This is a genomic window from uncultured Azohydromonas sp., from assembly GCF_937926365.1.
Lineage (GTDB): Bacteria > Pseudomonadota > Gammaproteobacteria > Burkholderiales > Burkholderiaceae_C > Azohydromonas.
Genome location: NZ_CALAOH010000196.1, coordinates 1 through 23,625 on the forward strand (window position 1 = coordinate 1; position 23,625 = coordinate 23,625).

Below are 23,625 nucleotides of genomic sequence, written 5' to 3' on the forward strand. Positions count from 1 at the left end.
ACGCCAATGCATGCCACCGCCGGCGCACGCTCTTCCAGCAACTACAACTGTAGGGCTAAGCATGAAAAAGGCCCGCCGACTGGCGGGCCCTTGCCTGGGATACGGCACCTGCCGCGGCTTCAGAACAGCAGTTCGCTGAACCAGTACGACAGCGCCGCCACCAGCGCTGCGGCCGGGATGGTCAGGATCCAGGCCCACACGATGTTGCCCGCCACGCCCCAGCGCACGGCCGAGGCGCGCTGCGTGGAGCCCACGCCGACGATGGCGCCGGTGATGGTGTGGGTGGTGGACACCGGCACGCCCAGCGCGGTAGCGAAGAACAGCGTCATCGCCCCACCCGTCTCGGCGCAGAAGCCGCCCACGGGCTTGAGCTTGGTCAGGCGCTGGCCCATGGTCTGCACGATGCGCCAGCCACCGAACATGGTGCCCAGGCCGATGGCGAGGTAGCAGCTCCAGATCACCCAGTACGGCGGCATGCTGTCGCCGGCGTTGGCGTAGCCCGAGCTGATCAGCAGCAGCCAGATGATGCCGATGGTCTTCTGCGCATCGTTGCCGCCGTGGCCCAGCGAGTACAGGCCCGCCGACGCCAGCTGCAGCCGGCGGAACCAGTTGTCCACGCGCAATGGCGAGCTGCGCCTGCAGATCCAGGACACCGCCACCATCAGCAGCGAACCCAGCACGAAGCCCAGCACGGGCGACACGACGATGAACAGCACCGTCTTGAGCACGCCGCTCCACACCAGCGGCTCGGCGCCGGCCTTGGCCAGCGTGGCGCCCACGATGCCGCCGATGAGCGCGTGCGAGGAGCTCGACGGGATGCCGTAAAGCCAGGTGATGACGTTCCAGACGATGGCACCCATGAGCGCGCCAAAGATGACGTGCAGGTCCACCACCGAGGGATCGACGATGCCCTTGCCCACGGTGGCAGCCACCTTGAGCTGGAACACCATGATCGCCACCACGTTGAAAAAGGCGGCGAACAGCACCGCCTGCTGCGGCTTGAGCACGCCTGTGGACACGACCGTGGCGATGGAGTTCGCCGCGTCGTGGAAGCCGTTCATGAAGTCGAAAGCGAGGGCCAGCACCACGAGCAGCGCCACGACCCAGAAGCCGGTCTGGATAGGATCCATGAATGAAAAAGCGACGCGCCGCGCGGCTTCAGGAGTTCTCGAGGACGATGCCCTCGATCAGGTTGGCCACGTCCTCGCAGCGGTCGGAGATGGACTCGAGCTGCTCGTAGATGGCCTTGAGCTTGATGAGCTCGCGCACGTCGGGCTCCTGGCGGAAGAGCCTGGACATGGCGCTGCGCATCACGCGGTCGGCGTCGGATTCGAGCTTGTCGATCTCCTCGCAGGTCTTGATGGCGGCCTCGGCCACCGCCGGCACGTTGAGCTTGGGCAGCAGCGACACCGCGTGCTGCACGCGCTCGCAGCACTTGACGCTGAGCTCGGCCAGCGAGCGCAGCTCCTCCGTGACGGCATGCACGTCGTACAGCGCCATGGTTTCGGCCGTGTCCTGCAGCAGGTCCAGCACGTCGTCCATGGCGTTGATCAGCGACAGGATCTGCTCGCGATCGATGGGGGTGATGAAGGTCTTGTGCAGCAGCCGGTTGACCTCGGCGGTGACCTTGTCGGCGTCGTGCTCGGCGGTGTCCACCGCGTCGGCATGGCGCTGGCGCATGGCAGGGTCGGCGTAGTGCTCGATCATCTGCATGAAAGCACGCGAGCCCTCGGCAATCTTCGCGCCGTGCTGATTGAACAGCTCGAAGAAATTGCCCTCTTTGGGCAGCAGCTTGGAAAACAGCATGTCGTCCTCTCGTCCGGCCGTGCGGCCGACGTGCCGGTGGCAAGCGCTGGAAAACGCCACCACGGCAGGGGTTCAGAGTTGGCAAACCCGGGATTCTACGGGGGGGTCGGCTACCGTCCGGGCTGCCGGCAGCTTCGAAAGTGGCGGCTCTGTGACATTCGCGAGACACCCGCGAGGCCTGCCCCAGAGCTCAAACCGCCTCGGGCAGGCGGCGGGCCGGCCTCAGCGCCAGTCGCCGTTCAGGCGCACGATGGGCTGGTCGCGCACCATCTGCAGCAGCTGCGGCGGCGTCTCCTGGCGCCCGGGCCAGCACAGCGCCGGCGCTAGTTCGCTCAGCGGCGCCAGCACGAAGGCACGCTCGTGCGCGCGCGGATGCGGCAGGGTCAACACCGGGTCGTCCTGGCACAGGCCGCCGTAGAGCAGCAGGTCCAGGTCCAGCGTGCGCGGGGCGTTGCGGTAGGGGCGCTCGCGTCCGTGCTCAAGCTCGATAGCCTGCAACCGCCGCAGCAGTTCCAAGGGCGCCAGCGTGGTGTCGAGCGCCGCCACGGCGTTGAGGAAGTCCGGCCCCCGTGCATCCACCGGCGCACTGCGCCACAGCGAGGACACGCCGGCGAGCCGGCTGTGGGGCACCGCCTCCAGGCTCCGCAGCGCCGCGCGCAACGTGGCACGCGCATCACCCAGGTTGGCGCCCAGGCCGACCCAGGCGCGCACGGGCACGGCGGGCGCGCTCACAGCGAAGACGGTGGCTCCGGCACCACCGCATCGCTGCCGCCAGCGCCCGAGGGCTTGCGGCGACGGCGGCGGCGCTTGCGCGCGGGCGCGTCGCCGGACTCGGATTCGGACTCGGCCGCCGGTGCGGCATCGGCCGTATCCGACGCCTGGCGCGCCGCCCCGCGCGCGGCACCACCGCCGCCACCACGCTTGCGCCGCTGCGGGTGCGCGGCCTCGCGCACCGCCTGCACCAGCGCCTCGCGCTCCTCGGCCGTGCCCAGGGCGAAGTCCTCCCACCACTCGGCCAGGTCGGCGTCGGCCTGGCCGACGTCGGCGCGCAAGCGCAGGAAGTCGTAGCCGGCACGGAAGCGCGGCTGCTCCACCAGCGCGAAGGGCGCGTTGCCCGTGCGGCGGTCGAAGCGCGGCTGCATCAGCCAGATCTCGCGCATGTCCGCGGCGAGCTTGCCACGGCCGGAGATGTCGCCGATGCGCGCGTCGAACACCGCGTCGATGGCCTGCTGCAGCGCCGGCACCGGCGGCTCGCCAGCCTCGCGCATCTGCGCCCAGCGCGACTGCACGTCATGCCACAGCATGCACGCCAGCATGAAGCTCGGCGCCACGGCGCGGCCTTCGGCCACGCGGCGGTCGGTGTCCTCCAGCGCCAGGCGGATGAAGCGCTCGCGCCCCTCGTCGGCATCGAACACCATCTGCAGCAGCGGGAAGACGCGGTGCATGCCCTGCTTGCGCAGTTCGTCCAGGCTGCGCAGCGCGTGGCCGGTCTGCAGCAGCTTGATCATTTCGTCGAACATGCGCGAGACGGGCACGTTCTCCAGCAGGTCGAGCATGCGCGCGATGGGCTCGCGCGTGCGGGCCTCGATCTCGAAGCCCAGCTTCGCGGCGAAGCGCACCACGCGGATCATGCGCACCGGGTCCTCGCGGTAGCGCAGCTCGGCGTTGCCGATGATGCGCAGCAGCCGCTTCTTCACGTCGCGCACGCCGCCGTGGTAGTCCACCACGATGCGCGTGGTGGGGTCGTAGTACAGGGCGTTGATGGTGAAGTCGCGCCGCGCCGCATCCTCGATCTGCGGCCCCCAGACGTTGTCGCGCAGCACGCGCCCGCTGGCATCCACCACGTGGCTCTTGCCCACGAGCTCGGTCTTGGAGGTCTTCTCGTTGCCCTCCACCTGCTCCGCGGCGCTGGCGTCGAGGTAGGCGCGGAAGGTGGATACCTCCACCACCTCGTGGTCGCGGCCGCGCCCGAAGATGACGTGCACGATGCGGAAGCGCCGCCCGATGATGAAGGCGCGGCGGAACAGCGCCTTGACCTCCTCGGGCGTGGCGTTGGTGGCCACGTCGAAGTCCTTGGGCCGCAGGCCCACCAACAGGTCGCGCACCGCGCCGCCGACGATGTAGGCCTCGAAGCCCGCTTCCTGCAGCGTGCGCACCACCTTGACGGCGCGGTCGTCGAGCAGCGAGGCGTCGATGCCGTGCTCGGCCTCGGCCACCTCCACGCGCTCGCCCAGCGGAATGCGCAGCTTGGGCGCGGACTTGCCGCCGCCCAGCAGCCGGCCGATGAGGGTCTTGATCATGCGAAGAGCTTGAGGATGGGCCAGCCGCGCTCGCGGGCAATCGCCTCCAGCGCGGAACCCGGGTTGGTGGCCACCGGCGAATCGACCTGCTCCAGCAGCGGCAGGTCGTTGGTGGAATCGCTGTAGAAATGCACGCGGCTGAAGTCGGCCTGCTGGTGCCCCAGCGCCGCGAGCCACTGGCGCACGCGCTCGATCTTGCCCTCGCGGTACGAAGGCACGCCGTCGATCGCGCCGGTGACGCGGCCCTGCGCGTCGCGCGCCAGGCGCAGCGCGATCAGGTGCGGCACGCCGAAGGCCGCCGCAATGGGCGCGGTGACGAACTCGTTGGTTGCGGTGACGACGGCGCACAGGTGCCCGGCGTCCAGGTGCTTGCGCACCAGCGCCAGCGCCTGCGGCTGCATCTGCGGCCGGATCACCTCCTGCATGAAGCGCTCGCGCGCGGCCAGCGCCTCGGCCTCGGGGCGGGCGCGCCAGGCGGAGGTGGCGAAGTCGATGTACGCGGGCAGGTCCAGGCGCCCGGCCTGGTAGTCGGCGAAGAAGCCGTCGTTGCGCGCGCGCCAGGCGTCGCCGTCCACCCAGCCGAGCCGGACCATGAATTCGCCGAAGGCGTGGTCCGAGTCGCCGGGCAGCAGCGTGCCGTCAAGGTCAAAAAGAGCCAGTTCCATGGGTCAATGCTTGTTCTTTGTACGGTGCCGCACCCTCAGGCGCCTTCTTCGGCCAGCATGCGGCGCAGCAGCGGCACCGTCACTGCGCGGCGCTGGGCCAGCGCGAAGCCGTCGAGGCGGTCGAGCAGCCCCATGAGGTGCTTGAGGTCGCGGTCGAAGTGGTTGAGCAGGTAGTCCATCACGTCGTCGGAGAGCTCGATGCCGCGGCGCTGTGCCTCGTGCTGCAGCGTGGCGCGGGCCTCGCGCTCGGTCAGCGGCTGCAGCGCGAACACGTCGCCCCAGCCCAGCCGCGTGCGCAGGTCCTCCCGCACGGGCAGGTCCACCGGCGGCACCCGGCCCGCCGCGGCCACCTGCACCTGGAAGGTCGCGGCATCGATGAAGGCGGCGAACGCCGCCTGCTGGTGCAGCTCGTCGAGCCGGTCGCAGTCGTCCATGACGATCAGTGACCAGCCCTCGTCCACCTCCCAGGGCACCGGATCGGCGGCGTTGAACCAGCCCACGCGCTCGCCGGCGAGCTGGCGCTCGTGCACCAGCGCCTGCAGCAGATGCGTCTTGCCACTGCCCTCCGGCCCCCAGAGATACAGCGGCGCGAGCGCGCCCGAGGCCCGGCCGAGCCGGCGCAGGTGCTGCACGGCGGCCGCGTTGGCGCCGGGCACGAAGCCATCGAAGCTCGGCACCCGCTCGAAGGCGATCGGCAAGGGAATCTGTTTCATCCGGGTTGGGGTCCGGCCGGCGTACCCCGGCCGCTCGCCGGTGCGACCGGCGGAAAACCGGTTCCACCGGCCATGAGAGCCGGCGCGGTCGGCGGCAGGCGCGGCATCGCCAGTGAGTGCACTGGCACGGCCGGCCGCTGGCGGACTGCGGCGCGATTGTAGGCGGCCCTGCCGGACGCCCTGCAGGAGCGGGAATGGCACGCGCGGCCCGCGACGCGCCGCGCGGCGCTCAGTGCAGCCGCGGCTGGCCGTGGCGGCGCAGCTCCTCCAGCCGCTCGGTGAGCGCCGGCGCATCAGCTGCCTGCGGGCGCTGGCGCAGGTACTGCGCCAGGTCCTGCGCCGCGGCGGCGTACTGGCCCAGCTCGGCCTGGCACAGGCCGCGATCGCGCCGCTCCTCCCAGTCCTGCGGCAGCAGGATCACCAGGCGCTGCTCCACCGCCAGCAGCCGCACCCAGTCGCCGGCGCTGCGGTGGATCTCCTTGAGGTTGCGCAGCAGCCGCGCCAGGATCTCGCGCGGCGGCGAGGCCTGCAGGAACAGCTCCAGCGGCGCTTCGAAGTCGCCCACCAGCCCCTGCTGGCGCCGGTAGGGCTGCAGCCGCTCGTCAAGCTGTTCGCGCGACAGCGACCGCCCGTTGAACGGGTCCAGCACCACCTCGCCCTGCGGCATGTGCAGCTTGACCAGGAAATGCCCGGGAAAGGAGACGCCGCGCGCGTGCAGTCCGATGTGGCTGGCCAGCTCGATGTAGAGCAGCGCCAGCGTGATGGGAATGCCGCGGCGCGTGACCAGCACCTGGTGCAGGTAGCTGTTGGCGGGGTCGTAGTAGTCGTTGACGTTGCCCGCGAGGCCCAGCTCCTGGAAGAAGTAGCGGTTGAGGCTGCGCAGCTTGAACATCGGCGCGGCGTCGGCCGGCAGCCGCCGGCGCAGCCGCTCGCCCAGCGCGTCCACCTCGTGCAGCACGCCCTGGGTGTCGAGCTGCGGATAGTCGTCCTGCGCGACGCTCACCGCCGCCTCGAAGGTGGAAATGCTCGTGTCCTCGGCCACCAGCGCCGCGAAGTACTCCAGCGCCGTCGGAGGCTGGAAATGCCGGGAATGCAGGCCACCGCTCATGCGGACCAGTGTAGCCCTGGCGTTCAGGCCCGGCGCAGCAACTGCTTCGGCTTCAGGCCGGCCAGCAACAGCGTGCCGAAGTACACCAGCGCCGCCCCGGTGAGCGAGGCCGCCATCCAGCCAATGCGCACCAGCTCGGGCATGTGCGCCCAGTCCAGGTGGTCGTTGAGCCAGGACAGCCCCGCGCCCATCGCCGCGCTGGCAGCCACCAGCTGCATGAGGTAGCGGATCCAGCCCGGCCCGGGGCGCCAGCTGCCGCGGCGCCACAGCAGGAACAGCAGCGTGCCGGCGTTGACCAGCGCGCCGAGGCTGGTGGAGAGCGCCAGCCCGGCGATGCCCAGCCCTGCGCCGAACACGAACACGAGGTTGAACAGCTGCGTGAGGATCAGCACGCCCACCGCCACGCGCACCGGCGTGCGCGTGTCCTGGCGCGCGTAGTAGCCCGGCGCCAGGATGCGGATCGACACGATGCCCATGAGCCCCACGCCGTAGCCCACCACCGCCAGCGCCGCGCCACGCACGTTGGCCGGGTCGGCGGCGAAGGCGCCGCGCTGGTAGAGCGTGGCCACGAGCGGCTCGGCGAAGACCAGCAGCGCCATCGCGCAAGGCAGCGCCACCAGCAGCAGTTGGCGCAGGCCCCACTCCAGCAGGCCGGAGTAGGCCATCTCGTCCTTGCGCGCATGCGCGGCCGAGAGCTGCGGCGTGAGCACCACCCCCAGTGCCACGCCCAGCAGCGCGGTAGGGAACTCCATCAGCCGGTCGGCATAGGTCAGCAGCGAAACCGCGCCGGCGCCGAGCTGGCTGGCGATCTGGGTATTGATGAGCTGCGAGATCTGCGCCACCGACACGCCCAGCAGCGCCGGCGCCATCTTGCGCAGCACATGGTGCACGCCCTCGTGCGCCCAGGCCTCGCGCAGCCGCCGCCACGTCAGTCCGAAACGCGGCCAGACCCCGATGCGCCGCAGCGCCGGCACCTGCACCGCCAGCTGCAGCACGCCGCCAACCATCACACCCGCGGCCAGCGCGTAGATGGGCTCGATGTCCCAGCGCCTGAACAGCGGCACGCCCAGCATCAGCGCAACGATCCAGGCCAGGTTCAGCAGCACCGGCGTGGCCGCGGGCACGACGAAGCGGCGCCACGTGTTGAGGATGCCCGCGGCCAGCGCCACCAGCGACATGCACAGGATGTAAGGGAACATCCAGCGCGTCATCACCACCGCCTCGTCGTAGCCACCGGTTTCGCGCAGGCCCTCGCCCATCAGCCACACCAGCAGTGGCGCGCCCACCACCCCGACGATGCAGATCAGCACCAGCGTCCACAGCAGCACGGTGGCCACGGCGTCGATCAGCCGCCGCGTCGCCTCGTCGCCGTCACGCTCGTGCGAGGCCGCCAGCAACGGCACGAAGGCCTGCGAGAACGCGCCCTCGCCCACCAGGCGGCGCAGCAGGTTGGGAATGCGGAAGGCGACATTGAAGGCGTCGGTCAGCGCGTTGGCGCCGAAGACCGAGGCCTGGAGCAGATCGCGCACCAGCCCGGTGATGCGCGAGGCGAGCGTGAGCAGGGAGACGGTGGACGCGGCCTTGAGCAGGTTCATGAGGCAGGCCGAGCAGGCGCGCTTGCTGCGGAAAGAACCAGCGCGTCAGGTGGTCACGGCGGAAGCGGCAAAGCCGGCGATTATAGGAAGACCACCCGCAGCGCTTGGCAGCACTTTCGGGCGTCAATCCTGAAATGCTATACTCGTTGGCTTTCCACCCTGGACCCACTACACCAGCATGGCCACCTCTTCCAAAGCCAAGAAGAAGACCGTCCGCATCGCGTCGGGCCGCAAGCGCGCGCGCCAGGACGTGAAGCTGAACGCCGCCAACACCGCGTTGCGTTCGAAGTTCCGCACCGCCGTCAAGAACGTGCAGAAGGCCGTTGCCGCCGGTGATGCCGCCAAGGCCGCCGATGTCTTCAAGGCCGCCCAGAGCGTCATCGACTCCGTCGCCGACAAGGGCATCTTCCACAAGAACAAGGCCGCCCGTCAGAAGAGCCGCCTGGCCGCCAAGGTCAAGGCTCTGTCGCTGGCTTCCACCGCTGCTGCTGCCTGACAGACGGTTCCCAGGGGGATAGAAAAAAGGCCCGCGTCGCGGGCCTTTTTTCATGGTCGCGGCGCCTTGCCAAAGGCGCCCGCCGCAGCCCGGGCGCCCCGGGCCGCCATGCGGCATGTGGGTTCAGCGCGCCGGAGTTGCGCGCTCCACCATCGTCACTGGGCTCACTTGACCTCGGCCGCCCGGTCCTTTGCCGGGGCCTGGGCTTCCTTGGCGCCCCCTTGCGGCGCGGCAGCCGGCGGCTTTTCCGGCAGCAGGCAGGCCTCGGCCACCTGCAGCTCGTTGTCGCGCGCGAAATTCATGACGAAATCCCACGCGCGCACGTCCACGTCCTTGAGCGCCTCGCTCACGATCACGCACTTGACGCCGTTGATGACGCGCGGCACGCACAGCGGCGAGTAGCCAATGTGCGCCCCCGGGCCGGAGCGGGCCCCACCGGGGCGGAACGAGGACATGGCACCCGCAAGACGCTCGGCCCAGTCGCTGGGCCTGAAGGTGCGACCTTGTAGGGTGATCCCCTGGATGAAGACTTCTCGGGGTTTGGTCATGCGAACGGGAGAGAGTTCGGTGGGCGTGGGGCGCCGGCCTCGCGGCCGCGCAAAGCGGGGGCGATATTGTGCCTGCTTGCGGGTTTCCCCGAGCTGACGTCCCTAGCAGCTCACGGTCCTGCCCGCGCCGGTTGCGTGCGCTTTGCACTGAAGAAGGCCCCTCGCGCCGCGTCTTAGAATCCCCCGATTGGCCGGCCCATGTCGTGCACTGACATGCCCGGCCACCGTTTTTTTGCGGAGCCTGCCACCGATGAATGCCCCTCTCCCGACGCCCTTGATGAACACCTACGGCCGCCTGCCCATCGCGATGTCTCACGGCCAGGGCTGCAGGGTGTGGGACACCGACGGCAAGCAGTACCTCGACGGCCTGGGCGGCATCGCCGTCAACACGCTGGGCCACGCCCATCCCAAGCTGGTGCCGGCGCTGCAGGACCAGGTCGCCAAGCTCATCCACTGCTCCAACTACTACCGCGTGCCGCTGCAGGAGCAACTCGGCGCCCGCCTGGCCGAGATCGCGGGCCTGACCAACGCCTTCTTCTGCAACTCCGGGCTCGAAGCCAACGAGGCGGCGATCAAGATCGCGCGCAAGTACGGCCATGACCGTGGCATTGAGAACCCCGAGATCATCGTCTACGAGAAGGCCTTCCACGGCCGCTCCATCGCCACGCTGTCGGCCACCGGCAACCCCAAGGTCCAGGTCGGCTTCGGCCCGCTGGTCGAAGGTTTCATTCGCATCCCGCTCAACGACCTGGCCGCCGTCGAGGACGTGGCGCGGTCCCGGCCCAACGTCGTGGCCGTGTTCCTGGAGACCATCCAGGGCGAAGGCGGCATCAACCCGGCACGCTGGGAGTACCTGCAGGGCCTGCGCAAGCTGTGCGACGAGCGCGACTGGCTGCTGATGCTCGACGAGGTGCAGTGCGGCATCGGCCGCACCGGCAAGTGGTTCGCGCACCAGTGGGCCGGCATCCAGCCCGACGTGATGCCGCTGGCCAAGGGCCTGGGCTCGGGCGTGCCCGTCGGCGCCGTGGTGTGCGGCCCGCGCGCCGCGGGCGTGTTCCAGCCCGGCAACCACGGCACCACCTTCGGCGGCAACCCGCTGGCCATGCGCGCCGGCCTGGAGACGCTGCACATCATGGAAGAGGACGGCCTGCTGCAGAACGCCGCCGAGGTCGGCGCCCGCCTGCGCGCCGGCCTGGAGCGCGAGCTCGCCGGCCTGTCCGCCGTGGTGGAAATCCGCGGCCAGGGTCTGATGCTGGGCATCGAGCTCGACCGCCCCTGCGGCGATCTGCTGGGCCGGGCCGCGCAGGCCGGGCTGCTGCTGAGCGTCACCGCCGACCGCGTCATCCGCCTGGTGCCGCCGCTGATCCTCACGGCCGCCGAGGCCGACGAGATCGTTTCCATCCTGTGCCCGCTGGTCCGCCAGTTCGTTGCCGAAACCACCGCGCCATGAAGCCCGGAATGAGCCTGATGAAGCACTATCTGCAGTTCAAGGACTTGCGCGCCGAGGAGTACACGTACCTCCTGGAGCGCACCGCCATCATCAAGAAGCGGTTCAAGAACTACGAGAAGTACCAGCCGCTCGCGGACCGCACGCTGGCCATGATCTTCGAGAAGGCCAGTACCCGCACCCGCGTGAGCTTCGAGGCCGGTATGTACCAGATGGGCGGCTCGGTGGTGCACCTGACCACCGGCGACAGCCAGCTCGGCCGCGCCGAGCCCATCGAGGACAGCGCGCGCGTCATCAGCCGCATGGTGGACTTGGTGATGATCCGCACCTTCGCCCAGTCCAAGCTCGAAGCCTTCGCCGCGCACTCGCGCGTACCCGTCATCAACGGGCTGACCAACGAGTACCACCCCTGCCAGATCCTGGCCGACATCTTCACCTTCATCGAGCACCGCGGCTCGATCGCCGGCAAGACGGTGGCCTGGGTGGGCGACGGCAACAACATGGCCAACACCTGGCTGCAGGCCGCCGAAGTCCTGGGCTTCACGGTGCACGTGAGCACGCCCAGCGGCTACGAGATCGACCCCGCCGTCGCGGGCGTCAAGGACAGCGGCTGCTACAAGGTCTTTGCCGATCCGCGTGAGGCCTGCCGCAACGCCGACCTGGTGACCACCGACGTGTGGACCAGCATGGGCTTCGAGGCCGAGAACGAGAAGCGCAAGCAGGCCTTCGCTGACTGGTGCGTGGACGCCGACATGATGGCCGTGGCCCAGCCCGATGCCCTCTTCATGCACTGCCTGCCCGCGCACCGCGGCGAGGAGGTTGCGGCCGAGGTCATCGACGGACCGCAATCGGTGGTCTGGGACGAGGCCGAGAACCGCATGCACGTGCAGAAGGCCCTGATGGAGTACCTGCTGCTGGGCCGCATCGGCTGACGCCCTGCCGGCGCGGCGCAACCAGCGCGCGCCGCGTCTCCTGGCAGCGTCGGGTAAGCCTGGGCGTGCAGCATGCGCAGCCCTGTTCCTGGTTCGAGCCGATGAAACTTGCCCTGATCACCGACCTGCACGCCAACCGCCAGGCGCTGGAGGAAGTGCTGGCCCATGCCCGCGCCCACGGCGCCGAGCAGTTCGCCTTCCTGGGCGACTTCGTGGGCTACGGGGCCGACCCGGGTTGGGTGGTGGACCAGGTGCGCGCGCTGGTGGACCAGGGTGCCGTGGCCATCACCGGCAACCACGACGCGGCCACCGTGCGCGGCGCGCAGCCCACCATGCGCCCTACGGCGCGCCTGGCGGTGGAGTGGACGCGCACGCAACTCGACGACGCGCAGCTCGCCTTCCTGGCCGCACTGCCGCTCGCACAGCGCCGCGGCACCACGCTGTTCGTGCACGCCAACGCGCACGAGCCCGCCGAGTGGGAGTACGTGCAAAGCCGCGCCGAGGCCGTACGCAGCCTGCAGGCCACCGACGCGCGCCACGTCTTCTGTGGCCACATGCACCAGCCCATGCTCTACCACCTCTCGGGCACCGGCAAGGCAGGCGACTTCACGCCCGTGCCAGGCGTGCCCATCCCGGTGCCGCCGCACCGGCAGTGGCTGGCCATCCCCGGCGCCTGTGGCCAGCCGCGCGACGGCAACCCCGCGGCGGCCTACGCGCTCTTCGACGAAGACGCCATGACGCTGTGCTTCCACCGCGTGCCCTACGACCACGAGACGGCGGCCGCGCGCATCCTCGCCGCCGGGCTGCCGCCGGAGTTCGCGCAGCGGCTGCACGATGGGCGCTGAGGAAGGCCCTTCCCTCACCGACGACGACGCGCACGCGCCGCTGCGTCCGGGCCGCGTCATCGACGGCTTCACGCTGCAGGAGCACCTGCACCAGGGCGGCATGGCCCACCTGTGGCGGGTGACACACCCCGCGCACCAGCTGCCGCTGATCATGAAGGTGCCGCGCATCAAGGGCGGCGAGGACCCGGCCACCATCGTCGGCTTCGAGGTCGAGATGATGATCATGCCCATGCTCGCGGGCGTGCACGTGCCGCGCTTCATCGCCAAGGGCGACTTCGCGCGCCAGCCCTACATCGTCATGGAGCTGATCCCCGGCCACTCGTTGCGCCCGCGACTGGACGAGGCGCCGCTGCCGCTGGCCGAGGTGGTGGACATCGGCATCCGCGTGGCCACCGCGCTGCACGACCTGCACCGCCAGCACGTGGTGCACCTGGACGTCAAGCCCAGCAACATCCTCTTCCGCGCCGATGGCAGCGCGGTACTGGTGGACTACGGGCTCTCGCGCCACGACCACCTGCCCGACCTGCTCGACGAGGAGTTCACGCTGCCTATCGGCACCGGGCCCTACATGTCGCCCGAGCAGGTGCAGTTCGTGCGCAACGACCCGCGCAGCGACCTCTTCGCGCTGGGCGTGATGCTCTACCTCCTCGCCACCGGCGAGCGCCCTTTCGGCCAGCCCACCAGCGTCGCGGGCCTGCGCCGGCGGCTCTACACCGAGCCGGTGCCGCCGCGCGCGCTGCGCGCGGAGCTGCTGCCGTGGCTGCAGGAGGTGATCCTGCGCTGCCTGGAAGTGGAGCCGGAGCAGCGCTGGCCCAGCGCGGCGCAGCTGGCGCTGGCGCTGCAGGAGCCCGACCAGATCGAGCTCACCGAGCGCGCGCACAAGGCCACCCCGGCCGGGCGCTGGCGCACGCTGCGGCGCTGGCTGGCCTCGGTGGGCAGCGAGCCGCGCGCCGGCGTGAGCGCGGGCGAGCAGGTCACGCGCAACCCCATCGTGATGGCCGCGGTGGACGTGGACAACGCCTCCGAGGCGCTGCTGGAGCAGCTGCGCGAGACGGTGCGGCGCATCCTCTCCACCGAGCCCGGCGCGCGGCTGGCCTGCGTGAGCGTGATGCGCACCGCGCGCATCGGCATGGACGAGCTGGTCGATGAGCAGGGCCGCAGCCACCACGTGCGCCAGCTCGTGGGCCTCAAGCACTGGGCGCGCCCGATCTCGCAGGCGCTGGACCTGGGGCACGGCCGGCTGACCTTCCACGTGCTGGAGGCGCCGGACCCGGCCGCGGCCATCATCGACTTCGCGCAGCGCACGCAGGTGGACCACATCGTCATGGGCGCGCGCGCCAACTCCGCGCTGCGCCGCTACCTGGGCAGCATCTCGTCCCAGGTGGTGGCGCAGAGCGAGTGCACCGTCACCGTGGTGCGGGCGCCCTCGCCGCAGTCGTGACGCGCTGCACGCGAGCCCGGCCCGCGGCTGCGGCACCATGCGCGCCATGAGCAGTTCCACGCCCACGCCCACGCCCGACCCCAACGCCAATGCCTGCACCGCGTGCGGCGCCTGCTGCGCGAGCTTTCGCGTCGATTTCGCGCGCGACGAGCTGCTCAGCGACGGCGGCCATGTACCCGACGGGCTGACGGTGGAGGTCAACGACGGCACCTGCCGCATGCGCGGCACCGACCATGCGCAGCCGCGCTGCGCGGCGCTGTACGGCAAGGTCGGCGAGAAGGTTCGTTGCGGCATCCACGAGTGGCGCCCCTCGCCCTGCCGCGAGTTCGGCATGCTTGCCCCGCTGGGCCTGCCCGACGACGCCTGCTCCCGCGCGCGGCTGCGCCACGGGTTGCCGCCGCTTGGGACGGCCTAAAGCCGGGACGCCGAGGCACGCGGCTACAATCCCGCCCGTCATTGGGGAGTAGCCGCCCTCCGAAAGCGAGAGGGACCTGCGTCAACAGACTTGCCTGCCTTGAGTGGGCATGGCGCCGGTGGTTCGTTTCAGCTTGGCGAGACCTTTGACCGCCGCACTTCCGGACATGGCCGGGGAGGTGCGCGGTCAACGGTATGTGCTTGCCGGCCGGAGAACCTGTTTTGGAAGCTTTCCTCATTTCCACCGGCATCGTTTCCCTGGCCGAGATGGGCGACAAGACGCAGCTGTTGTCGCTGCTGCTGGCCGCGCGCTTCAAGCGCCCCCTGCCCATCATCCTGGGCATCTTCGTGGCCACGATCTTCAACCACGCCGGCGCGGGCGCCCTGGGCGCTTGGCTCACCGCGTGGCTGGGCCCGGACGTGATGCGCTGGATCCTGGGCCTGGGCTTCCTGGCCATGGCCGGCTGGATGCTCATTCCCGACAAGCTCGACGAGGACGAGAACCCGCGCGGGCACTTCGGCGTCTTCGGCACCACGCTGGTGGCCTTCTTTCTGGCCGAGATGGGCGACAAGACGCAGATCGCCACGGTGGCGCTGGCGGCGCAGTTCGACGCCTTCGCCTGGGTCGTGGTCGGCACCACACTGGGCATGATGATCGCCAACGTGCCGGCCGTGCTGCTGGGCGAGCGCGCCACGCGCAAGCTGCCCATCGCGGCCATCCACCGCGTCGCCGCGACCATCTTTGCGCTGCTGGGCCTGGCGGTGCTGCTGCGGCTGGACGCGATGCTCTGACCCGGCCCGGCCCTGCCCCGGCAGGGCACGCGTGCCGTGTTCACAATCGATGGCACTGCTCTCAAGGACACCCATGGATCAAGCTACCGTCGCCCCCCGCCTACAGCGCCTGCGCCAGGTGCTGCAGCGGCAGTCGCTGGATGCGCTGCTCGTGCCCTCCAGCGACCCGCATCTCTCCGAGTATTTGCCCGAGCGCTGGCAGGGCCGGCAATGGCTCTCCGGCTTCACCGGCTCGATGGGCACGCTGGTGGTGGCGCGCCAGTCCGCCGCGCTCTTCGCCGACAGCCGCTACTGGGACCAGGCCGAGCGCGAGCTCGCCGGCAGCGGCATCGAGCTGGTGAAGGTGCCCAACGGCGCCGTCTCGCACCTGGCGGACTGGATCGCGCAGGCGCTGCCCCCAGGCGCGCTGCTCGCCGTGGACGGCAGCGTGCTGGGCCTGGCCACGGCGCAGGCGCTGCGCCAGGCGCTGGACCCCGCCGGCATCGAGCTGCGCACCGACCGGGACCTGCTCGACGCCGTGTGGGACCCGCGCCCCGCCCTGCCCGCGGCACCGGTGTACGAGCACGCCGCGCCCCACGCCGCGGTGGCCCGCAGTGAAAAACTCGCGGCCGTGCGCGAGGCCATGGCGCAGCGCGGCGCGGCGTTCCACTTCATCTCCAGCCTCGACGACGTGGCCTGGCTGCTCAACCTGCGCGGCGCGGACGTGGACTACAACCCCGTCTTCCTCGCCCACCTGCTGCTCGACGAGCGCCGCGCCACGCTGTTCGTGGGCGAAGGCAAGGTCGATGGCGCCCTGCGCGCGCGGCTGGAGGCCGACGGCGTGTACCTGTCGCCCTACGCCGGGGCCGCCGCGGCGCTGGCCGCGCTCCCGGCCGACGCCGTGCTGCTGCTGGACCCCAAGCGCGTGACGCTGGCCTTCCGCGAGCAGTTGCGCTGCCGCGTGGCGGAGGCCATCAACCCCAGCACGCTGCTCAAGAGCCGCAAGACGCCGCAGGAAGCCGCCCATGTGCGCGAGTCCATGATCGAGGACGGCGCGGCCATGTGCGCCTTCTACGCCCGCTTCGAGCAGGCGCTGGCGCGCGGCGAGCGGCTCACGGAGCTGACGGTGGACGAGTGGCTCAGCGGCGAGCGCGCCAAGCGCGCGAACTTCGTCGGCCTGAGCTTCCCGGTGATCGCCGGCTTCAACGCCAACGGCGCCATGCCGCACTACCGCGCCACCGAGGCCTCGCACGCCGCGATCGAGGGCGACGGCCTGCTGCTCATCGACTCGGGCGGCCAGTACCTGGGCGGTACCACCGACATCACGCGGGTGTGGGCCATCGGCACGCCCTCGGCGGCCATGAAGCGCGACTACACGCTGGTGCTCAAGGGCACGATGGCGCTGTCGCGCACACGCTTTCCGCGCGGCACGCTCAGCCCGATGCTGGACGCCATCGCGCGCGCACCGCTGTGGGCGGAAGGCATCGAGTTCGGCCACGGCACCGGCCACGGCGTGGGCTACTTCCTCAACGTGCACGAGGGCCCGCAGAGCATCAGCAAGGCGCAGCCGGACCCGACCATGGCGATGGAGCCGGGGATGATCACCTCCATCGAGCCCGGCGTGTACCGCAGCGGGCGCTGGGGTGTGCGCATCGAGAACCTGGTGCTCAACGTGGCGGCCGAGACGCCCGAGGCCGGCGCCTTCGGCGAGATGCTGGAGTTCGAGACGCTGACGCTGTGCCCCATCGACACGCGCTGCATCGACGCCTCGTTGCTGCGTCCCGACGAGGTGGCCTGGCTCAACGCCTACCACGCCACCGTGCGGGAGCGCTTGGCGCCGCGCCTGCAGGACGACGCGCTGGCTTGGCTGTTGGCGCGCACCGCGCCGCTCTGAGCCGCTCCCCCAGGAAGGAAGAATATCCCCCAAACGGGGGAAGCACCCTGCCATCGCGGCGCGCCGGGTACGGGCTCTGCCGATGTCCATCACCCTGAAGAGGGCCCACACTGGGGTGGGCTTCGGGGGCACGCCGTCATGGACATCCCTTCGCTTGAACCGCATTGCCATAGCGCGTGTCGGCCGGTGCTGGCCGCGCTGGTCACACTGCTCACGGCCGCCACCGCGGCGGCCCAGGAATACCGGCCTCCCGGGTCGTCCGTGAGCTATGCGCTCAGTACTTCCACGCTGCGCAGCCCGGACGACATGGCCGAGCAGTCCCGGGTTGAGCTGGTGCGCTGGAAGGAGGTTGGTGACAACGCCTGGGGCATGGGGCTGGGCGCCAGCCGCGACGGCAACAGCCCGTTGCGCCCGGGGCTGGGGCTGCACTGGCGCACCCGCATCACCGACCGCCAGCGCCTGGACCTCAGCGCCTGGCGCCATTTCGACAACGGCGCCACGCCGTCCCTGTCGCCCGATGGCTCGCCGGCGGAGATCAGCACCCGCATCGAGCTGCAGTTCATCACGCCGCGCCGCTCGGCCAGCCTCGGTGAAGGCGGCGTCCTGGGCATGCAGCTCAGCAGCACTTCCAAGGTTTCCATGCGGCTGCGCGGCGGCAAGCCGATGGTCTATTACCGGATGCAGTTCTGACGGCAAGGCCGGAGTCGGCACGGCCCGTCCAGGCCACCCGCCCGGCGGCGCTCACGCCCCCGCCCGCTGCAGCCGTGCCGACAGCGCCGCCTGCAGCGTGTCCGCGCTGTCGAGCAGATGCGCGCGCGCCTCGGGACCGAGGTCCCCGCGCTTGGCCGCGGCCTGCAGGCGCGGCAGCAGCGCCAGCGCCTCGGCGCGCACCAGCGCGCGCGCATCGGCGCGCGACAGCGACTGCGGACGCAGCAGCTGCTGGGCCAGCCGGTTCACGTGCTCGCGCTGCAGCTCGCGCCGCGTCGCAGGGATGTCGCCGCGCCCCGACAGCTCGCGCCAGACCTCGCGCGTGAGCCGGCCGTACAGCTCCGAGAGGTGGAAGGCGTCCTGCGTGCGCGCGAACTTGCCTTCGCTGTCCAGCAGCCGCTGCGCCACGTCGTCGCTCATGAGCTGCGCCAGCAGCGCGCGCTGCATGCCGATGACCATGGGCGCGATGGAGAAGTCGGTGGACACCGGCCCCGCGCCGGCGCTCAGCGCCTCGCCGCGCTCCTGGAAATCCGGCGCCAGGCGCCGCTGCAGCGTCGGCGACACACGCAGCCCCTCCGGCGAGAGCACCTGGGCCACCAACAGCTCCAGCGCCGCGCGCTGCGTGGCCGCGGGCACGGGCTGCAGCGGGTCGCGCCCGCTGCCGGGGAAGTCGCGCAGCGTGCGCACGCCGCCGATCTGCCGCGCCACCAGGCCCGCCGCGCGCCCGGCGTCGCGCACCGCGTACTGCACGGCGCGGCGCAGCACGGCGTAGTCCTCGTCGGGCTTGAGCGGGCGCGTCTCCAGCCGCTGCAGCAGCTCACGCGCGATCTCCATGCGCTTGCCCGCGAACTCCAGCACGTCGCTGCTGAGGTCGAACATCAGCGTCTCGGGATCGACGCCCAGGTAGTTGTCCTCGTCGGTGCCGAAGCTCAGCCCCGGCTCGCTGCTGCGCGCGGCAATGCGCGCGAGCTGGGCCTCTTCCTCCTTCGCGCTCGTGCCCGGCGGGAAGGTCTTGTAGGCGTACTCGATGGCCCAGTAGTCGTAGGGACCGAGCCGCGTCTGGAACGGCGTGCCGCCCTGCTGGCCGTTGCGCGGCAGGTTGATGGGTGCGTACTCCATCACCGAGCCGGTGAGGCTGTGCGTGCGCGTGAACTCGGGGTCGGAGAGTTGCGCGTCGGTGTACAGCCGCGAGGCGCGGAAGTTGTGGCGCAGCCCCAGCGTGTGGCCGACCTCGTGCATGGCGGTGTCGGTGAGGTAGTCCAGCACGAACTGCTGCGCCTCGGGGCTGGCCGGGTCGAGCTCACCGCGCGCCTCCAGCACGTCCAGCGCATAGCCCAGCTGCTCGGCCGCCACCTCGGCGTGCTGGCAGGCGTCGCCGTGCGCCTGGGAAATCGCCGTGTGCACGCCGCCCGCCTCGCGCTGGGCCGGGGACATCTGCGCGTCCGGGCCGGGGCCGGACTGCATCAGCGCCGGCCACTCCATGGTGAGCTTCGAGCTGAGCACCTGCGAGCGCAGCGTGCGGATGGCGCGCGAGGACAGGCTCTCGAAGCTGATGTCCGCGTCCAGGATCTCGCCCGTGCGCGGATCGACCTGGCTGGGCCCGATGGCGCCGAAGCTGGCCTCGGCGTTGGTCATCCAGCGCACCGAGGGCACGCCCACGTCGAAGGTGTCGAAGTCCGCCCCTTCGGGCTGCACCTGCACGCGGATCGCGTCCTTGAAGCCCAGCGGCTCGAAGGCGGCGTTCCAGGCCAGGATGCCGCGCGTGATGGCGTCGCGGTACTTCTCGGGAATGGTGCGGTCGAGCCAGAAGGTGATGGGCTTCACCGGCTCGGACAGCGCCGCCGCCGGGTCCTGCTTCTCCAGGCGCCAGCGGTTGACGAAGCGCTGGCGCGGCGTGCGCGTCAGGTCGTCGCTGAAGTCCTGCACCACGGTCGTGAAGTGGCCCACGCGCGGATCGGCCTTGCGCGGCTTCATCGGCGTTTCGGGCAGCTTGGCCAGCGAGTAATACAGGCCCAGGAACATGCTGCGCGCATCGGGCAGCGTGCTCGGCGCGCTGGGCTGCGGCGCACCGGCCGGCGCGCCGGGCGTGGCCACGGCAATGGTCGCGGTGGCGAAATGCGCCTGCACGTTGAACACCACCTGCTCCGGCGTGGCGCGCACGCTGGTGAAACCGGTGTGGCGCGTGTCCAGCGCGTAGCCCTGGCGGTAGGCGCGCTGCAGCGACTGCGACAGCCCCAGCAGGTCCACCAGGAACAGCGGATTGGCCTCCACCAGCACGCTCTTGCGCTCAGGGTGCGGCTGGCTGGCGACGGCGGAGCTGGCCAGCAGGCTCTGCGCGAAGCCGGCTTCCACCGCGCGCGCCTGCGGCGTGCCCTCGCGCGCGACGTACTCGGGATTCTTCGCCACCATCTGCACCTGGTTGTGCACGCGACGGAACTCCACGATCTGCGCGCGCCCGACCTTGCCGTTGCGCTGCACCATCAGCCCGCCCAGCACGCCGCCCTCGCCGATGCCCTGGGCGATCTTGGGCGCGAGGAAGAAGGGCCGGTTGAAATCCTCCGGGCTCAGCTCCAGCCAGACCTTGTCGTCCTTCTGCCACAGCGTGATCAGCCCCTCGGTGCGGCGCGCGTTGCGGATCACGTTGGCAAAGGGCTGCAGCGCACCTGGCGGCGTGGCCGGGGCCGCCAGCGGCGCGCCGGGCGGCTTGGGCGTGAGCTCGCTCGACGCGGGCGAGCCGGAGGCGAACGGGACCAGGCTCTGCAGGAACTGCGGCATCTGCACCGAGGCGCAGCCGCCCAGCAGCAGCGGCAGCAGCGCGGGCGCCAGGGCCCGGGAAAGAAGCGAGGGGGAGCGGCGGGACGACATCGCGAGCGGCACGGCGGGAGAGGACGACGGCCGCGCAGCGCGCGCGGCCGATGGCGTAGCAGCGGTGGGACTTTGCCCGGGGCGCCCAGGTTCCGCAGGTCGCCACGCCCGCGGCGCGGATTCGTTCACGATTCTTCCGGGGCGCGCCGCCGCGCCGTGCGCGCCCCGTGCAGGCGGCTTACTTCAGGGCCTTGAAGCGCAGGCGGTGCGGACGCGCACCCTCCTCGCCCAGGCGGCGCTTCTTGTCGGCCTCGTACTCCTGGTAGTTGCCGTCGTAGAAGTACCACTGGCTGTCGCCCTCGGCGGCCAGGATGTGGGTGCAGATGCGGTCCAGGAACCAGCGGTCGTGGCTGATGACCATGGCGCTGCCAGCGAACTCCAGCAGCGCGTCTTCCAGCGCGCGCAGGGTTTCGACGTCGAGGTCGTTGGACGGTTCGTCGAGCATCAGCACGTTGCCGCCCTGGGCCAGCGTCTTGGCCAGGTGCAGGCGGCCGCGCTCGCCGCCGGAGAGGTTCTTGACCAGCTTCTGCTGGTCGTTGCCCTTGAAGTTGAAGCGGCCGATGTAGGCACGCGAGGGCATCACGAACTTGCCCACCACGATGTTGTCCAGGCCGCCGGAGACGTCCTCCCACACCGTCTTGTCGCCAGCCAGGCCTTCGCGGCTCTGGTCCACGAAGGCGAGCTTGGCGGTCTTGCCGATGCTCACCTCGCCCGCGTCGGGCTGCTCCACGCCCTGGATCAGCCGGAACAGCGTCGATTTACCCGCGCCGTTGGGACCGATGATGCCGACGATGGCGCCGGCCGGCACCTTGAAGCTCAGGTTGTCGATCAGCAGCCGGTCGCCGAAGGACTTCGAGACGTTCTTGAACTCGATGACTTCATTGCCCAGGCGCTCCGCCACGGGGATGAAGATCTCGTTGGTCTCGTTGCGCTTCTGGTATTCGACGTCGCTCAGTTCCTCGAAGCGGGCCAGGCGCGCCTTGCTCTTGGCCTGGCGGCCCTTGGCGTTCTTGCGCACCCACTCCAGCTCCTGCCTCATGGCCTTCATGCGCGCGTCTTCGGTCTTCTGCTCCTGCTCCAGGCGCTTTTCCTTCTGGTCCAGCCAGTCGGAGTAGTTGCCCTTCCAGGGGATGCCGTGGCCGCGGTCGAGTTCGAGGATCCACTCGGCGGCGTTGTCCAGGAAGTAGCGGTCGTGGGTGATGGCCACCACGGTGCCGGGGAAGCGCTGCAGGAACTGCTCCAGCCACTCCACCGACTCGGCGTCCAAGTGGTTGGTGGGCTCATCGAGCAGCAGCATGTCGGGCTTGGACAGCAGCAGCCGGCACAGCGCCACGCGGCGCTTCTCGCCGCCGGAGAGGTTGCCGATGGTGGCATCCCAGGGCGGCAGGCGCAGCGCGTCGGCGGCGATCTCCAGCAGGTGCTCGGTGTTCTCGCTGCCGGCCGCGGCGATGATGGCTTCGAGCTCGGCCTGCTCGGCGGCGAGCGCGTCGAAGTCGGCATCGGGTTCGGCGTAAGCGGCATAGACCTCGTCCAGCCGCTTCTTGGCTTCCAGCACGCCGCCGATGCCCTGCTCCACCGCCTCGCGCACGGTCAGGGCCGCGTCGATCAGCGGCTCCTGGGGCAGGTAGCCGATCTTGATGCCGGGCATGGGCACGGCCTCGCCGTCGATCTCCTTGTCCAGGCCGGCCATGATCTTGAGCAGCGTGGACTTGCCCGAGCCGTTGAGGCCCAGCACGCCGATCTTGGCGCCCGGGAAGAACGACAGCGAGACCTCCTTGAGGATCTGGCGCTTGGGGGGAACCGTCTTGGTGACGCGGTTCATCGTGAACACGTACTGGGCCATGGGCTTTTCTTCGCTGGATGACTAAGAAGAGGCCGTGCGGGGAAGGACGGCCGAACCCGTTATTGTCGCCTTTCACGCCAAACCGGTCCCCAAGCACGCCCTTGAAAGACCGTGCGCCGGGCTTAGGGTTCCTCCTGACTACAATCCCCCCTCGCGGCGCCGCTTCCAGTCATGGCGCCGCAGTCGTTTCGGACCATCTCTTTTGTCGTGCCGCCTCCGACTGGTGCCCTGCTGACGCAGCGGCAGCTGGCGCGCCCAGAGCCCCCCACGGGGGCCCATTGCATGAACTTCCAAGACCTCGGCCTGGCCGAGCCCATCCTGCGCGCCGTGCGCGAGCAGGGTTACGAAACGCCCACCCCGATTCAGTCCCAGGCCATTCCCGCCGTGCTGCGCGGCGTGGACCTGCTGGCCGGCGCCCAGACCGGCACCGGCAAGACCGCCGGTTTTACCTTGCCGATGCTGCATCGGCTCGCCGCCCAGCCGGCGCCCCGTGACGCGCGCGGCCGCCTGCCCATCCGCGCGCTCATCCTGACGCCCACGCGCGAGCTGGCGGCGCAGGTCGAGGAGAGCGTCCGCGTCTACGGCAAGTACCTGAAGCTCACCAGCATGGTGATGTTCGGCGGCGTGGGCATGCAGCCGCAGATCGACAAGCTCAAGCGCGGCGTGGACATCCTCGTCGCCACCCCGGGCCGCCTGCTGGACCACCACCAGCAGGGCACGCTGGACCTGAGCAAGGTCGAGATCTTCGTGCTCGACGAAGCCGACCGCATGCTCGACATGGGCTTCATCCACGACATCAAGAAGGTGCTGGCCATCGTGCCGGCGCAGAAGCAGAGCCTGCTGTTCAGCGCCACCTTCAGCGACGACATCAAGGCGCTGGCCGAGCGGCTGCTCAACAGCCCGGAGCTCATCGAGGTCGCGCGCCGCAACGCCACGGCCGACACCATCGCGCAAAAGGTCCACCCCGTGGGCCGCGACGGCAAGAAGGCGTTGCTGGCGCACCTGATCCGCCAGGGTGACTGGCACCAGGTGCTGGTGTTCACGCGCATGAAGCACGGCGCCAACCGCCTGGCCGAGTACCTCAACGAGGCCGGCATCAGCGCCATGGCGATCCACGGCAACAAGAGCCAGGGCGCGCGCACCAAGGCGCTGTCGGAGTTCAAGGCCGGCACGCTGCAGGTGCTGGTGGCCACCGACATCGCCGCGCGCGGCATCGACATCGACCAGCTGCCGC

At 70.4% G+C, this 23,625-nt stretch carries 21 protein-coding genes and 1 riboswitch; of the genes, 10 read left to right on the forward strand and 11 right to left on the reverse strand.

Annotated features, from left to right (window positions below; all coding sequences use genetic code 11):
• Positions 1-119: 119 nt before the first annotated feature.
• The 8 genes from Q0741_RS20870 to murJ all read right to left on the reverse strand — a co-directional run bounded on the left by Q0741_RS20870 (position 120) and on the right by murJ (position 8,187).
• Entirely contained in the window at positions 120-1,130 is a 1,011-nt protein-coding gene (locus tag Q0741_RS20870; RefSeq protein ID WP_298235117.1) for an inorganic phosphate transporter, read from the reverse strand.
• Positions 1,131-1,158: 28 nt separating this feature from the next.
• Positions 1,159-1,806, reverse strand: coding sequence for a DUF47 domain-containing protein (locus Q0741_RS20875; RefSeq protein WP_298235118.1), 648 nt, complete (start codon positions 1,804-1,806; stop codon positions 1,159-1,161).
• A gap of 222 nt (positions 1,807-2,028) precedes the next feature.
• Positions 2,029-2,538 (reverse strand): 2-amino-4-hydroxy-6-hydroxymethyldihydropteridine diphosphokinase, encoded by a 510-nt coding sequence (gene folK, locus Q0741_RS20880; RefSeq protein ID WP_298235119.1) that lies wholly within the window; start codon positions 2,536-2,538, stop codon positions 2,029-2,031.
• On the reverse strand, positions 2,535-4,106 hold the full coding sequence (pcnB, locus tag Q0741_RS20885; RefSeq protein WP_298235120.1) for a polynucleotide adenylyltransferase PcnB: 1,572 nt from the start codon (positions 4,104-4,106) through the stop codon (positions 2,535-2,537). The genes folK and pcnB overlap by 4 nt, the downstream gene beginning before the upstream one ends.
• Positions 4,103-4,771 (reverse strand): HAD family phosphatase, encoded by a 669-nt coding sequence (locus tag Q0741_RS20890; RefSeq protein WP_298235121.1) that lies wholly within the window; start codon positions 4,769-4,771, stop codon positions 4,103-4,105. Before Q0741_RS20890 ends, pcnB begins: the two co-directional genes overlap by 4 nt.
• 35 nt (positions 4,772-4,806) lie before the next feature.
• Positions 4,807-5,484 carry a DnaA regulatory inactivator Hda gene (hda, locus tag Q0741_RS20895; protein WP_298235122.1) on the reverse strand — a complete coding sequence of 226 codons (678 nt, stop codon included), beginning with the start codon at positions 5,482-5,484 and terminating at the stop codon, positions 4,807-4,809.
• Between the two features lie 229 nt (positions 5,485-5,713).
• Positions 5,714-6,592: a tetratricopeptide repeat protein gene (locus Q0741_RS20900; RefSeq protein ID WP_298235123.1), complete on the reverse strand. Its 879-nt coding sequence runs from the start codon at positions 6,590-6,592 to the stop codon at positions 5,714-5,716.
• A gap of 23 nt (positions 6,593-6,615) precedes the next feature.
• Positions 6,616-8,187, reverse strand: coding sequence for a murein biosynthesis integral membrane protein MurJ (gene murJ, locus Q0741_RS20905; protein WP_298235124.1), 1,572 nt, complete (start codon positions 8,185-8,187; stop codon positions 6,616-6,618).
• 178 nt (positions 8,188-8,365) lie between these two features.
• Here murJ and rpsT point away from each other — a divergent pair, with 178 nt between their 5' ends.
• On the forward strand, positions 8,366-8,683 hold the full coding sequence (rpsT, locus tag Q0741_RS20910; protein WP_169159043.1) for a 30S ribosomal protein S20: 318 nt from the start codon (positions 8,366-8,368) through the stop codon (positions 8,681-8,683).
• 164 nt (positions 8,684-8,847) lie between these two features.
• Here rpsT and Q0741_RS20915 read toward each other — a convergent pair whose 3' ends face one another.
• Positions 8,848-9,231 carry a DUF3579 domain-containing protein gene (locus Q0741_RS20915; protein WP_298235125.1) on the reverse strand — a complete coding sequence of 128 codons (384 nt, stop codon included), beginning with the start codon at positions 9,229-9,231 and terminating at the stop codon, positions 8,848-8,850.
• 250 nt (positions 9,232-9,481) lie between these two features.
• Between Q0741_RS20915 and Q0741_RS20920 the strand changes: the two genes are divergently transcribed.
• From Q0741_RS20920 to Q0741_RS20955, 8 genes are all read left to right on the forward strand, one after another.
• Positions 9,482-10,681 carry an aspartate aminotransferase family protein gene (locus Q0741_RS20920; RefSeq protein WP_298235126.1) on the forward strand — a complete coding sequence of 400 codons (1,200 nt, stop codon included), beginning with the start codon at positions 9,482-9,484 and terminating at the stop codon, positions 10,679-10,681.
• The gene (gene argF, locus Q0741_RS20925) at positions 10,678-11,610 is read left to right on the forward strand and encodes an ornithine carbamoyltransferase (protein ID WP_298235127.1); all 933 of its coding nucleotides are present in this window, start codon (positions 10,678-10,680) and stop codon (positions 11,608-11,610) included. The genes Q0741_RS20920 and argF overlap by 4 nt, the downstream gene beginning before the upstream one ends.
• 101 nt (positions 11,611-11,711) lie before the next feature.
• Complete coding sequence (locus Q0741_RS20930; RefSeq protein ID WP_298235128.1) at positions 11,712-12,455, forward strand: metallophosphoesterase; 744 nt, start codon at positions 11,712-11,714, stop codon at positions 12,453-12,455.
• Positions 12,445-13,896: a bifunctional serine/threonine-protein kinase/universal stress protein gene (locus Q0741_RS20935; RefSeq protein WP_298235129.1), complete on the forward strand. Its 1,452-nt coding sequence runs from the start codon at positions 12,445-12,447 to the stop codon at positions 13,894-13,896. Before Q0741_RS20930 ends, Q0741_RS20935 begins: the two co-directional genes overlap by 11 nt.
• 46 nt (positions 13,897-13,942) lie before the next feature.
• Entirely contained in the window at positions 13,943-14,311 is a 369-nt protein-coding gene (locus Q0741_RS20940) for a YkgJ family cysteine cluster protein (protein ID WP_298235130.1), read from the forward strand.
• 31 nt (positions 14,312-14,342) lie between these two features.
• A riboswitch (yybP-ykoY riboswitch) is annotated at positions 14,343-14,528 on the forward strand.
• A gap of 4 nt (positions 14,529-14,532) precedes the next feature.
• Positions 14,533-15,102, forward strand: coding sequence for a TMEM165/GDT1 family protein (locus Q0741_RS20945; protein ID WP_298235131.1), 570 nt, complete (start codon positions 14,533-14,535; stop codon positions 15,100-15,102).
• Between the two features lie 73 nt (positions 15,103-15,175).
• Positions 15,176-16,975 (forward strand): aminopeptidase P family protein, encoded by a 1,800-nt coding sequence (locus tag Q0741_RS20950; RefSeq protein WP_298235132.1) that lies wholly within the window; start codon positions 15,176-15,178, stop codon positions 16,973-16,975.
• Positions 16,976-17,113: 138 nt separating this feature from the next.
• A complete protein-coding gene (locus tag Q0741_RS20955; RefSeq protein ID WP_298235133.1) occupies positions 17,114-17,665 on the forward strand; it encodes a hypothetical protein in 552 nt (183 codons plus the stop codon).
• A 51-nt stretch (positions 17,666-17,716) separates the two neighbouring features.
• Here Q0741_RS20955 and Q0741_RS20960 read toward each other — a convergent pair whose 3' ends face one another.
• Together Q0741_RS20960 and ettA are read right to left on the reverse strand one after the other, a co-directional pair.
• Positions 17,717-20,548, reverse strand: a complete 2,832-nt coding sequence (locus tag Q0741_RS20960; protein WP_298235134.1) for a zinc-dependent metalloprotease — start codon at positions 20,546-20,548, stop codon at positions 17,717-17,719.
• A gap of 178 nt (positions 20,549-20,726) precedes the next feature.
• Positions 20,727-22,391 carry an energy-dependent translational throttle protein EttA gene (gene ettA / locus Q0741_RS20965; protein WP_298235135.1) on the reverse strand — a complete coding sequence of 555 codons (1,665 nt, stop codon included), beginning with the start codon at positions 22,389-22,391 and terminating at the stop codon, positions 20,727-20,729.
• Between the two features lie 282 nt (positions 22,392-22,673).
• On the opposite strand from ettA, the gene Q0741_RS20970 reads away from it, so the two are divergent.
• Positions 22,674-23,625, forward strand: a 952-nt coding sequence (locus Q0741_RS20970; protein ID WP_298235136.1) for a DEAD/DEAH box helicase, incomplete at its 3' end; no start/stop codon positions are given.